Genomic DNA, 11,902 nt, shown 5'->3' on the forward strand with positions numbered 1-11,902 from the left:
GAATCCTGCCGACTCCGGAACGACCGAACGAACTAGCTATGCTCACGACATGGCCGCTCTCGGATGGCTCACCCCCCGTAGGCGCTCCGCCACCGCGCGGAGCGTGTTGGCAGGCGAGGCCTCGGCTGAGGCAGCGCGCAAGTCCTCCCAGGAGCTGGAGGCACTCGACGATCTCGCCGGGGCGTCCGCCCCCGAGGAGCCGGAGCCGGAGTTCCCGGTCGTCGGCGACGACAAGGCCGCGGCCTTCTTCGACCTCGACAACACCGTGATGCAGGGCGCCGCGATCTTCCACTTCGGCCGCGGCCTCTACAAGCGGAAGTTCTTCGAGCGCCAGGAGCTGGCCCGATTCGCCTGGCAGCAGGCGTGGTTCAGGCTCGCCGGCGTCGAGGACCCCGAGCACATGCAGGACGCCCGCGACAGCGCCCTCTCCATCGTCAAGGGCCACCGCGTCGCCGAGCTGATGTCCATCGGCGAGGAGATCTACGACGAGTACATGGCCGAGCGCATCTGGCCCGGCACCCGCGCCCTCGCCCAGGCCCACCTCGACGCGGGCCAGAAGGTCTGGCTGGTCACGGCCGCCCCGGTGGAGACGGCGACGATCATCGCCCGCCGCCTGGGCCTGACCGGCGCCCTCGGCACGGTCGCCGAGTCCATGGACGGCGTCTATACGGGAAAGCTCGTCGGCGAACCCCTGCACGGCCCGGCGAAGGCCGAGGCGGTCCGCGCGCTCGCGTCGGCGGAGGGCCTGGACCTGGCCCGCTGCGCCGCGTACAGCGATTCGCACAACGACATCCCGATGCTCTCGCTCGTCGGGCATCCGTACGCGATCAATCCCGACGCGAAGCTGCGCAAGCACGCACGCGAGCGGGACTGGCGGCTGCGGGACTACCGCACCGGCCGCAAGGCCGCCAAGGTCGGCATCCCGGCCGCCGCGGGCGTCGGCGCCATCGCGGGCGGCACAGCTGCGGCGATCGCCCTGCACCGCCGCCGCCACTGAACATTCTCTCGGTCCTACCCCACCCCGGCTCCCGCCAGTCACGCCGGTAGCACTCGGCCACAACACGCCCCGTGCCGAGACGGAATGTGGACCTTTTCGATCAACAACCGTTCACTGTGCGCTACTTGAACGGGCATAGACCGGTAACAGAAGCGACGTAACCGGTGATTTGAGCAACTGGGTGTAGTGCCGCCTGTACGAAGCGTTATTCTCCTCAGACGCATTACGGACCCCACACGTCGCTACGACGGGTGAACGGTCTCGCACTGCACGTGATGGAAGCTCTGCCTCTGGGAGTCCCGTGTACCCACACGTCGGGGTTGACGCCTCGGGCCTGGCTACGCTGCGCGCAACGGTCGCCGACCGCTTGCGCGGCTTCGTCCCCACCGCGTACGCCGGCCCCGCCGTCCCCGCATTTGCCGTCCCCACACCCGCCGGGCCCGTCTATGCCCTGGCGGACAGCGGCGCGGCGGTCAGCAGACGGGCTCGTTCCGCCTCTGCCGCCACCTCAACCCCCACCCCCCGCCGTCCCGCCGCGGACAGCGACAGCGCCCGCATGATGGACCTCGTCGAACGCGCCCAGGCGGGCGAGTCCGACGCCTTCGGCCGTCTCTACGACCAGTACAGCGACACGGTCTACCGCTACATCTACTACCGCGTCGGCGGCAAAGCGACCGCCGAAGACCTCACCAGCGAGACCTTTCTGCGCGCCCTGCGCCGCATCAGCACGTTCACCTGGCAGGGCCGTGACTTCGGCGCCTGGCTGGTCACGATCGCTCGCAACCTGGTCGCCGACCACTTCAAATCGAGCCGTTTCCGCCTCGAAGTGACCACCGGCGAAATGCTCGACGCCAATGAGGTCGAGCGCAGCCCCGAGGACTCCGTCCTGGAGTCCCTCTCCAACGCCGCACTGCTCGAAGCCGTGCGCCGCCTCAACCCCCAGCAGCAGGAGTGCGTGACCCTGCGCTTCCTGCAGGGCCTCTCGGTCGCCGAGACCGCTCGGGTGATGGGCAAGAACGAGGGCGCGATCAAGACCCTCCAGTACCGCGCGGTCCGCACGCTGGCCCGGCTCCTGCCGGACGACGTGCGCTAGCGCCGCGCGTCACCCATAGCCCTCTGTAGCCGTGCGGAGCGTTCAACTCACCCTCCGTGGCGGCCAGATGGCCGTCACGGAATTTGGGCGGTCCGATCATCCTCCGTCCGTAACCCAAGTGCCGCGACACTCGTTGTGCGGGATGCAGGCTCCCTGTGGTTGCCCCCTGATCCTCCCCGAGCTCTTAATGAGCAGGGGTTGCCCCACTCGCTCACTCGATCGTGTGGAAGCGTTCAGGTAGTGCAACCCTCAGGACCCCCTGGGGAGTCGACCGTCATGACGAGAGGAGGTGCCGCCAGTGATCGCGAACGTATCGGCACACCGGCGGGCGAACGCCTTCGCCCAGGCCCTGGAGGAGCAATCCGACCAGGGCCCGGCGGCCGAGCAGTCCGAAGGTTCCGTCACACCCGATTCCGTGCCGTCCGAACAGACGGCCCCGGACCGGATGCTGACCCTCGCTACGGACCTCGGCGAGCTGCCGAAGCCGCAGCTGGATCCCGAGGTCAAAGTGGTCCAGCGGGCCCAGCTCGTAGCTGCCATGGAGGCCATGCTCCTTGAGGGCACGGCCGCGGGCGGTGGGACGATCGGCACCTCGGTGCCCGAACAGCGGTCCCGCAAGGGTGCCCACCGGGCCACGGGACTGCGCAAACTGAAGCCGCGCTCCAGGCTGTCGAAGGGCATCGCCGCGGGCGGGCTCACCGTCGGTGTGGCGGCCGGGGCGTTCAGCGGAGTGGCCGCGGCCAGCTCCGACGCGCTGCCGGGCGATTCGCTGTACGGCCTGAAGCGCGGCATGGAAGACCTCAAGCTCGGCATGGCCGACGACGACAGCGACAAGGGCGGGATCTATCTCGACCACGCGTCGACGCGCCTGAACGAAGCCCGTCGGCTGATGGAGCGGGGCCGCAGCGGCGACCTCGACCACGAATCCCTGGGCGAGATCAGGCGGGCCCTCTCGGGCATGCGGCACGACGCCACGGAAGGCCACCGCCTGCTGCACGAGGCGTACGAAAGGGATGGTTCGCTCGGTCCCATCCAGACCCTGTCCGCCTTCGCCGAGTCGCACCGCAGAAGCTGGAGCGACCTGCAGAGCAGGCTGCCCGTCCAGCTCGGGGACGTGGGCGAGCAGGTGAGCTCGGTCTTCGACGCGATGGACCAGGAAGTGGACCCCCTCCGCTCCCTGCTCCCCCGCACCCCGGAGAAGGGCAACGCCCCGGGACAGCCGAGTCAGGGCGGCTCCTCCGGGTCCTCGACCCCGGACAGCCCCTCGTCCCCGGATTCGTCCCCGCGGGACGGCTCGAGCTCCGACAAGGGCGAGCCCCGCCCGTCGGCACCGGACAAGGGCGAGGACGACGGCCTGCTGGGCGGCAACACGGGCGGCCTCCTGGACCCCCCGAAGTCCGACACCACTCCGAGCAGCCCGTCGGACGGCGACTCGTCCGACAAGGAATCCCCGTCGGCCAAGCCGGACGTCACGGTCCCGCCGATCCTTCCCGGCCTGCTGCCGGGCCTGGGGATCGACGAGGAGGACGCGAAGTAGCGGCAGGACATGAGTGACATGAGTGAGGGGCCGGATCCTCTGGATCCGGCCCCTCACTCATGTCTCAGAAGAGCCCTCACGTCTCAGAAGAACACCGACCGCCGCTGCACCAGCAGCTTGTACAGCGTGTGCTGAATCTGCTCCCGGACCTGATCGGTCAGGTTGAACATCAGCATCGGGTCCTCGGCCGCCTCCGGCGGATACCCGTCCGTGGGGATCGGCTCCCCGAACTGAATCGTCCACTTCGTCGGCAGCGGCAACACCCCCAGCGGCCCGAGCCAGGGGAACGTAGGCGTGATCGGGAAGTAGGGGAAGCCGAGCACCCGCGCCAGCGTCTTCGCGTTGCCGATCATCGGGTAGATCTCCTCCGCCCCCACGATCGAGCAGGGAACGATCGGTGTCCCCGCCCGCAACGCGGTGGAGACGAAGCCGCCCCGCCCGAACCGCTGAAGCTTGTAGCGCTCGCTGAACGGCTTCCCGATGCCCTTGAAGCCCTCCGGCATCACCCCGACCAGCTCACCCCGCTCGAGCAGCCGCTCGGCATCCTCGGCGCACGCCAGCGTGTGCCCCGCCTTGCGCGCCAGTTCGTTGACCACCGGCAGCATGAAGACGAGGTCCGCCGCGAGCAGCCGCAGATGCCGCCCCTCGGGGTGGTTGTCGTGCACGGCGACCTGCATCATCAGGCCGTCGAGCGGCAGCGTCCCGGAGTGGTTGGAGACGATCAGCGCCCCGCCATCCGACGGGATGTTCTCGATGCCCTTCACCTCGACGCGGAAGTACTTCTCGTACAGCGGCCGCACCAGGGACATCAGGACCTGGTCGGTGAGCTCCTCGTCGTAACCGAAGTCGTCGACCTCGTAGTCACCCGTGAGCCGCCGGCGCAGGAACGCCAGGCCACCCGCGACACGCCGCTCCAGGCCACCGCCACCGCCCCGCGGCTCCGGTTCGGCCCCGGCCCTGGTCTCCGGCCGCGCGGGCTCCGGCTCGGCCCTCTCCACCTGCGGCTCCCCGTCCTGCTGCGCCGGCATGGCCGTGACCTCACGCACGGCTGCCGGATCGTTCTTGCGCCGGGCCGTGCCCCTGCGCCGCGCCGGGCGCTGCGCACCCGTGCGCGACCGGTCGTCGTCGAACGGAATGACCTTGGCGTCCGCCATCGTTGACGCTCTCCTCAGTTGGCGCTCTGGTTGCCCGCGAAGGGCAGCGTGGCGATCCGGTCGATGGCCCCCGCGACGGCCTGCGGCGGCAGAAGTCCCGGACCCCGACTGCGTACGAAATCCGCGAAGGTCTCCGCGGTCGTGTACTTGGGCTTGAAGCCCAGTGTCTCGCGCATCTGCCGGGTGGCCACGACCCGGCCGTGGGTGAGCAGCCTGATCTGCTCGGGCGAGAAGTCCGTCATGCCCAGGGTGCGCAGCGCCTGGCCGACCCAGGTGACCGCGGGCATGAACACCGGCAGCGTCGGACGCCCCAGGCGCCGCGAGCACTGCGAGAGCAGCAGCAGTCCGTCACCCGCGATGTTGAACGTGCCGCTGTTGAGCGTGCCGCGCTCCGGATCGCGCGCCCCGAGGCGCAGGACCTCGATCGCGTCGTCCTCGTGCACGAACTGCAGCCGCGGGTCGTAGCCGAAGACGGTCGGCAGGACCGGCAGCGAGAAGTACTCAGCGAGCGGGGAGTCCGCGGCGGGCCCCAGGATGTTCGCGAAACGCAGCACACAGACCGCCACGTCCGGGCGGCGGCGCGCGAAGCCGCGTACGTACCCCTCGACCTCGACGGTGTCCTTGGCGAAGCCACCGCTGGGCAGCGACTTCGGCGGCGTCGTCTCGGTGAAGACCGCCGGGTCGCGCGGCGCGGAGCCGTACACATTGGTGCTCGACTTCACCACGAGCCGCTTCACCGTCGGCGACTTCTGGCAGGCGCCGAGCAGCTGCATCGTGCCGATGACGTTGGTTTCCTTGAGCGAGCCGCGGTTGCCGCCGGCGAGCGCCGTGCCCGTGACGTCCATGTGCACGACTGTGTCGACGGAGAACTCGGCGAGCACCTTGGCGATCGCGGGCTGCCGGATGTCGGCCTGGACGAAGTCGGCGCCGCCCAGATGGTGCTCAGGGGGGACCGCGTCCACGGCGACCACCCGGTCGACCTCGGGGTCCCTCAGGACGCGTCGGACGAACCGCCCGCCCAGTTGTCGGGCCACCCCGGTCACGAGCACGACCTTGCCCAAGATCAGCGCCTGCCTTCCCCAGCCCTCGAAGTCCTGCCGCGCCCCATCATGTCTCTCCTGGCACACGCTAGCGGGTCGATGTTGCGCTGTGATGACCGCCTGATGCAGGAAGTGACGACAGCCACAGCAAACCGCCCGGACCAGGCCCTACGCCCAGACCAGGACGTACTCCGGATCGGGACGCACATCCTGCCCAGGGCATACGTTCGAAACAAGCCCCCAGGCGGTCCGGCGAGGCCCGAAAACCGGCCGGAAGACGCCCGGCGGGTGCCCCGGAGGCGGCCCGCAAAACGCCGAAGCCCTCCCGCCGGATGACGGGAGGGCTTCGGGACACGCTGTACAGCTGTCGCTTACTTCTTGTTGCGACGCTGGACGCGAGTGCGCTTCAGCAGCTTGCGGTGCTTCTTCTTGGCCATCCGCTTACGCCGCTTCTTGATAACAGAGCCCACGACTACCCTCGCTCACTTCTCTTCACTCGGTGCGGGGCAGCAGACTGGGCCCACACGACCTACGTCGGCCTAGCCTACCCGCCCCCGGGTGAGGGACGTAATCGAGGGGGATCGACCGGCTCCGGTCAGCCCGCCTCGACCCCTACATAGGACTCGCGGAGGTACTCGTGAACCGCCTGCTCCGGGACCCGGAAAGACCTTCCGACCCGGATGGCGGGCAGATGACCGCTGTGCACCAAGCGGTACACGGTCATCTTGGACACTCGCATCACCGAGGCGACTTCCGCCACGGTCAAGAACTGAACCTCGTTCAGCGGCCTCTGGTCTGCAGCCATGACACCCCACCTGAACCTTCCGCACATGTGACGGGCACCGGCTTCCCCTTCCGGTGACTCTTCGTCTCTGCGCGCTCACTCCCCAGACTAGGGGCGGATGATGCGAGTGGGGAAGAGGAGTAGCGATCGGCCGCCTACTGTGACAGACACGCTCGATTGAGTACATAGCGAGTAAGCGGTCGGTAGTAATCAGACCGCACAGCGTCATCAAGCGGAACGACGACGGACACCTGCCCCTCGGCCTCTCCGACGAACAGCGCGGGATCATCCGTATCCGCCAGACCGATCGCCTCAAACCCCAGCTGACCAGCCCCGCAGACCCATCCGTGGTCCCCGATGACGAGCTCTGGAAGCGGTCCTTCGCCCTCCGCGGCGGCCGCGAGAGCGGCTCGAACCGGGAGTGGGGAGTGGGTATGTGCGCCGGTCTCACTCCCGGTGGGACGCGCGCCGGGTTCCCGCACCAGCGCGACTCCTTGTACGTAGTCAAGGTTGTACGTGCGTAGACCGAACCGGGTCGTTATGTCGACACTGCTGCCCTGCGCGGGGGTGAGTACGGTGCACCCGGCCGCCGACAAAGCGTCCGCCAGCGCGGCGTAGAAGCCGAGTAGGCGGTGCGGATGCCCCGTCCCGAAGAGCACGGGAAGCCCCCTTCGCGCCGCCTCCGCGAGCCTCTCGGCGAAGGCGTCGAGCGCGGCCAGCGTCCGCTCCGGGTCGATGACATCGACCCCCGAGGTGTGCCCGGGGTCGGCGGAGACCCCGCACTTGTCCGCCATCAGCCCCAGCAAGTCACCGGGGCCCCAGCTCCACTCGGGATCGAGCCCTAGCAGTATCCGCGGGTCCCGGGCCGCGAAGAGCCGATAGCTCCGCAGGCTCTCTTCCCGAGTGGTGGCCACGGGCCCGGCCAACCGGGCAGCCAACAGATGCGCACGCAATGCTCCGGTGCTCAACACGGCACGATGCTGACGCACCAGTTGGACGCCCGCCCTCAAAACCCCGGAAACCCCCCACAGTTGGGCTAACGCGACGTACTCTCACGGCTCCCCGTGGTGGGCACAACACCGAAGCCACGGGGCGCCGATCAACAGGGGCCGCCAGGGGCCGGGGTCTGGGGCGGAGCCCCAGTTTCGGGAAGGGGCGGGATCGGGGAAAGCCCCGCAGGGCCCACCCGAACCGGCACGGCCCACCCCCTACGCCAACAACCCCCGCAACGGAAACGCCGCCCGCCGAGCAGCAAGCACAGCCTGATCAAGCCGATCCGCAGGGTCGTACCCGTCCTCCCACTCCGCCCAGGAGACAGGCCACCGCCCATCACTCATCCGCGCAGGCGCCAACTGCCGGGTCCGCGCGAAGACTTCCTGCCGCCAGGCCTCGGGAGTATCCGCCGAAGGCAAGATCTCCCGCCCCGCGGCGATGGCGGTCAGATGCGTCCAGGACCGCGGCACCACATCCACCACGGCGTACCCGCCCCCACCCAGAGCGACCCACCGCCCATCGGCGTACGCATGCGCCAGCTCATGGCAGGCCACCTGCACAGCCCGCTGAGCATCAAGCGAAACCGCCAGGTGAGCGAGCGGATCCTCGAAGTGCGTGTCGGCCCCATGCTGCGAGACAAGGACCTGCGGCCGAAAGTCGGCGAGCAGCTCCGGCACCACCGCGTGGAACGCCCGCAGCCACCCCGCGTCCCCCGTCCCCGCCGGCAGCGCGACATTGACGGCAGACCCCTCAGCCACGGAGTCCGCACCCGTCTCCTCGGGCCACCCGGTCTGCGGAAACAGCGTCCGCGGATGCTCGTGCAGCGAAATCGTCAGAACCCGCGGGTCGTCCCAGAAGGACGCCTGCACCCCGTCGCCGTGGTGCACGTCCACGTCCACGTACGCGACCCGCTCGGCGCCCAGCTCAAGCAGCCGCGCGATCGCCAGCGAGGCATCGTTGTAGATGCAGAACCCCGAGGCGGACCCCGGCATCGCATGATGCAGCCCACCCGCGAAGTTCACGGCATGCAGCGCTTCGCCACGCCACACGGCCTCGGCCGCGCCCACCGACTGCCCGGCGATCAGCGCCGACACCTCATGCATCCCCGCGAAGGCCGGATCGTCCGGGGTTCCGAGGCCATAGCTGCCGTCCGCCGACGCCGGATCGACGGAAGCGGCCTTGACCGCCTGCACATAGTCCTCGCGATGCACGAGCCGCAGCGTCGAGTCACCGGCACGCTTGGCCGCGACCACGTCCAGCTCCTGGTCGAGCCCGAAGGCACCGACCAGGCTTCTGGTCAGCGCGAGCCTGACCGGGTCCATGGGGTGCTCAGGACCGAAGTCATAGCCCGTTACTGCCTCGTCCCACATCAGCTGTGCGCGGCCGCTCATGCCCGTCACCGTATCGGTCCGTCTCGGGGGCGAAAGACCGGGCGTACAACAAGGTCATGAGCACCAGCACCATGGGAACGAGCATCGCCCCGCGGTAGTTCCACGCGTCCCCGAGCGCACCCACCAGCGGCGAACCGATCAGGAACCCCACGTAGTTGAAGACATTGAGCCTGGCGACAGCGGCGTCCGAAGCACCGGGAAAGAGCCGCCCCGCCGCGGCGAAGGTCTGCGGAACGATCACACACAGCCCGAGCCCGAGCACCGTGAACCCCAGAATCCCGGTCCACGCCCCGGGCGCCACCGCCACGATCGCGAAGCCGAGAGCGCCCACCACCGACCCGACCCGCACCACCGCCACGGCCCCGAACCGCCGCACGCCCAGGTCCCCGAGCCCCCGCCCCAGCAGGGTCATGACCATGTAGACGTTGTAGGGGACGGTCGAGACCTCCTCCGAACTCCCAAGGACGTCCTGCAGATACTTCGCGCTCCAGTTGGAGACCGTCGAATCCCCGATGTACGCGAACGTCATCACCAGGCAGAGAGGCAGGAGCAGCTTGAAGACGACGGGCCCGCCCTTCCCCTCACCCGCGGCAGCCGCATCAGCGCCGGCATCGGCGTCGACGTACCACCGACTCCCCACCAACGCCGCCGGCAACAGCACCACGACCACCGGCAGATACGACACGAAGAGCGACAGATCCCAGTGCGCCCCCGCCCACGCGGCCGACGCCCCCGCGATCCCGCCCAGGCTGTACGCCGCGTGGAACCCCAGCATGATGCTGCGCCCGTACGCCCGCTGCAGGCTCACCCCGAGCATGTTCATGGAGGCGTCCAGCGCCCCCACCGAAAGCCCGAACGCCCCCAGCGCCACGGCCACTTGCCACAGGGCGTCACCCGCACCGACCCCGAGCAGCGCCAGAAGCACCACGGGCTGCGTCCACCGCAGCACACGACTGGGCGGCACCCTCTTGACCAGCCACTCCGTGCCCACGCTCCCGACCCCGGCGAGGATCGGCACGGCGGCAAGGAAGACCGGCAACAGGCCGTCGGATATCCCGTACTGATCCTGAATGGCGGGGATCCGCGTCACCAGCAACGCGAAGGTGACGCCCTGCACCAGGAAGCTGAACGCCAAAGAGGCCCTGCCGCGCCGCAGCTCATCTGTCATGGCTGCTGAGCGTAGGACCCCTGACTACCGGTGGGTAGATAGATCACCCACCCAATTCCCCACGGCCCGCCCCGAGACGAGGCGAACACCCCGTCACCGCCCGAGCCCGGCAACCTCCCCGGCCACCTCCCCGGCCACCTCCTCGGTCACGTTCTTCTCCATCGGATCGACGACCAGGGCACCACTCACCAGGACCGTCACCGTGATGGTGACCCCGGCGATCACGCCGCCGAGCCACACCATGGTGTCGACAGGCAGCGTGTACGCGCCCACGGCCCGCACCGCGGCCTCACCGAACAGCGCCACACCCCACAGCACCGAGAACATCCGCTCCATCCGCGCGAACCGCCCCCGCTCGGCGACCAGCCGCTCCCACGCAGCGGTCCGCACCGGATTCCCCTTGGTGACCCAGGGCTTGAGCCCGACGGTCATCAACGGCCGCCCGGCAGCCACGGACACCAGCACAGCGATCCCGATCGTCGCGGTGATCCCACTGTCCTTGGCGAGCATCAGCCGGGGATCCCCGGCCAGCAGACTGAGCAGCAGCCCAACGACGTTGGCGGCCAGGATGAGCGCCGCGAGCCCGTTGACCTGGCGCTCCTTGACCAGACTCCACAGCGTCCGCCCTGCAGGCACCACACTGCTCCAGGCGAGCGCCGCCAGCGTGCTCATCCCAAAGCCCTTGCTGAGCAGGTAGTACGAGGCTGTGGGCACGACCGCGTCCAGGACGAGCGGCTTCAGCGACTCCCACCGAGACTGCCGACCGGAGCCTTCTACGACAGCTGGGACTGTGTCCGTAGCCGTGTCCGTGGCTGTGGCTATGTCCGAGGCTGGGGTGGCGAGCTGGCTCATGGCGTCCGGTCCTCCGTCGTCACTGTCACTGTGTGCGTCCCGTTCGTTCTCGACGCACTCAGCTTCGCCGCGAGGACCCATCGGCCGACAGAAACGATCGTCCGGACCTCGCCATGACAAATGTCAGCCCGAATCCCCGGCCCGCGTCATACGAGCAGGTCAGCCAACTCCCCCATGTCCCCGAAGAGTTCAGTGGCCCCGGAGAGCCGCTCCGCCGGCGTCATGGCGGTGAACCCGTACACATCCATCCCCGCCGCCACAGCGGCCCGCACCCCCAGCGGACTGTCCTCGACCACGACACACTTCTCGGGCGCCACTCCCATGCGGTCGGCGGCGTAGAGGAAGAGATCCGGAGCCGGCTTCCCCCGCCCCACGTCCTCGGAACTGAAGATCCGCTCGTCCCCGAACCACCGATCGAGCCCGGTACGCCGATGCCCGACCCGAATCCGCTCGTGGCTCCCGGACGAGGCAAGGCAGTAGGGCACCCCACCGGCCACCAGCTTCTCCAGTACGTCGACGGCCCCCGCCACAGGCTCAAGCTCCCGCTCGAAGGCGGCGAAGACACGAGCGTGGAAGGTCACATCAAAATCCTCGGGCAACCGCTGCCCACTGCGCTCAAGAACAAGATCGTGTACGCGATGAACGGCCGCCCCCATGTAGTCACGGAGGGAGTCCTCATACGTGGTGGGGTGCCCGAGCTCGGTCAGATAGGCGGCGAGAATCGTGTTGGAAAGCGGCTCACTGTCCACAAGGACGCCGTCATTGTCGAAGATGACCAGGTCGTATCGCATAACCCGACCCTAAACGCAGAAAACCCCCGCACCCAGAGGGTGCGGGGGTTTCCCGTTAATAATAGTTCGGCGGCGTCCTACTCTCCCACAGGGTCCCCCCTG

The 11,902-nt window shown here is 68.9% G+C and carries 12 protein-coding genes; 3 read left to right on the forward strand and 9 right to left on the reverse strand.

Annotation, left to right across the window (positions count from 1 at the left end):
* The first annotated feature begins 49 nt into the window (after window positions 1–49).
* From ABZ833_RS34410 to ABZ833_RS34420, 3 genes are all read left to right on the forward strand, one after another.
* Window positions 50–997 carry an HAD-IB family hydrolase gene (locus ABZ833_RS34410; RefSeq protein ID WP_249588546.1) on the forward strand — a complete coding sequence of 316 codons (948 nt, stop codon included), beginning with the start codon at window positions 50–52 and terminating at the stop codon, window positions 995–997.
* Between the two features lie 301 nt (window positions 998–1,298).
* Window positions 1,299–2,090, forward strand: a complete 792-nt coding sequence (locus ABZ833_RS34415) for an ECF subfamily RNA polymerase sigma factor, BldN family (RefSeq protein ID WP_249588547.1) — start codon at window positions 1,299–1,301, stop codon at window positions 2,088–2,090.
* Window positions 2,091–2,388: 298 nt separating this feature from the next.
* A complete protein-coding gene (locus ABZ833_RS34420) occupies window positions 2,389–3,627 on the forward strand; it encodes a DUF5667 domain-containing protein (RefSeq protein WP_361055144.1) in 1,239 nt (412 codons plus the stop codon).
* Between the two features lie 83 nt (window positions 3,628–3,710).
* On the opposite strand, the gene ABZ833_RS34425 is transcribed toward ABZ833_RS34420, so the two are convergent.
* The 9 genes from ABZ833_RS34425 to ABZ833_RS34465 all read right to left on the reverse strand — a co-directional run bounded on the left by ABZ833_RS34425 (window position 3,711) and on the right by ABZ833_RS34465 (window position 11,800).
* A complete protein-coding gene (locus tag ABZ833_RS34425) occupies window positions 3,711–4,781 on the reverse strand; it encodes a lysophospholipid acyltransferase family protein (protein ID WP_361055147.1) in 1,071 nt (356 codons plus the stop codon).
* 14 nt (window positions 4,782–4,795) lie between these two features.
* Complete coding sequence (locus ABZ833_RS34430; RefSeq protein WP_249588550.1) at window positions 4,796–5,842, reverse strand: NAD-dependent epimerase/dehydratase family protein; 1,047 nt, start codon at window positions 5,840–5,842, stop codon at window positions 4,796–4,798.
* A gap of 350 nt (window positions 5,843–6,192) precedes the next feature.
* On the reverse strand, window positions 6,193–6,291 hold the full coding sequence (locus ABZ833_RS34435; protein WP_003948845.1) for an AURKAIP1/COX24 domain-containing protein: 99 nt from the start codon (window positions 6,289–6,291) through the stop codon (window positions 6,193–6,195).
* Between the two features lie 125 nt (window positions 6,292–6,416).
* Window positions 6,417–6,626, reverse strand: a complete 210-nt coding sequence (locus tag ABZ833_RS34440; RefSeq protein ID WP_157869005.1) for a helix-turn-helix domain-containing protein — start codon at window positions 6,624–6,626, stop codon at window positions 6,417–6,419.
* Between the two features lie 134 nt (window positions 6,627–6,760).
* The gene (locus tag ABZ833_RS34445; protein ID WP_361055151.1) at window positions 6,761–7,576 is read right to left on the reverse strand and encodes a phosphatase; all 816 of its coding nucleotides are present in this window, start codon (window positions 7,574–7,576) and stop codon (window positions 6,761–6,763) included.
* Window positions 7,577–7,813: 237 nt separating this feature from the next.
* A complete protein-coding gene (locus tag ABZ833_RS34450; RefSeq protein WP_249588552.1) occupies window positions 7,814–8,989 on the reverse strand; it encodes an acetoin utilization protein AcuC in 1,176 nt (391 codons plus the stop codon).
* Window positions 8,940–10,157, reverse strand: a complete 1,218-nt coding sequence (locus tag ABZ833_RS34455; RefSeq protein WP_361055155.1) for an MFS transporter — start codon at window positions 10,155–10,157, stop codon at window positions 8,940–8,942. The genes ABZ833_RS34450 and ABZ833_RS34455 overlap by 50 nt, the downstream gene beginning before the upstream one ends.
* A 93-nt stretch (window positions 10,158–10,250) precedes the next feature.
* Window positions 10,251–11,009: a VC0807 family protein gene (locus ABZ833_RS34460; protein WP_361055158.1), complete on the reverse strand. Its 759-nt coding sequence runs from the start codon at window positions 11,007–11,009 to the stop codon at window positions 10,251–10,253.
* Between the two features lie 146 nt (window positions 11,010–11,155).
* On the reverse strand, window positions 11,156–11,800 hold the full coding sequence (locus tag ABZ833_RS34465) for an HAD family hydrolase (protein WP_361055161.1): 645 nt from the start codon (window positions 11,798–11,800) through the stop codon (window positions 11,156–11,158).
* Window positions 11,801–11,902 lie beyond the last annotated feature (102 nt).

It is taken from the genome of Streptomyces sp. NPDC047525 (assembly GCF_040643025.1).
Lineage (GTDB): Bacteria > Actinomycetota > Actinomycetes > Streptomycetales > Streptomycetaceae > Streptomyces > Streptomyces durmitorensis.

What these genes read in the sequence shown, in the direction of transcription:
- ABZ833_RS34410 (WP_249588546.1), top strand. Translation starts at nt 50, where the DNA reads ATGGCCGCTCTCGGATGGCTCACCCCCCGTAGGCGCTCCGCCACCGCG.
- ABZ833_RS34425 (WP_361055147.1), bottom strand. Translation starts at nt 4,781, where the DNA reads ATGGCGGACGCCAAGGTCATTCCGTTCGACGACGACCGGTCGCGCACG.
- ABZ833_RS34440 (WP_157869005.1), bottom strand. Translation starts at nt 6,626, where the DNA reads ATGGCTGCAGACCAGAGGCCGCTGAACGAGGTTCAGTTCTTGACCGTG.
- ABZ833_RS34450 (WP_249588552.1), bottom strand. Translation starts at nt 8,989, where the DNA reads ATGAGCGGCCGCGCACAGCTGATGTGGGACGAGGCAGTAACGGGCTAT.
- ABZ833_RS34455 (WP_361055155.1), bottom strand. Translation starts at nt 10,157, where the DNA reads ATGACAGATGAGCTGCGGCGCGGCAGGGCCTCTTTGGCGTTCAGCTTC.
- ABZ833_RS34460 (WP_361055158.1), bottom strand. Translation starts at nt 11,009, where the DNA reads ATGAGCCAGCTCGCCACCCCAGCCTCGGACATAGCCACAGCCACGGAC.
- ABZ833_RS34465 (WP_361055161.1), bottom strand. Translation starts at nt 11,800, where the DNA reads ATGCGATACGACCTGGTCATCTTCGACAATGACGGCGTCCTTGTGGAC.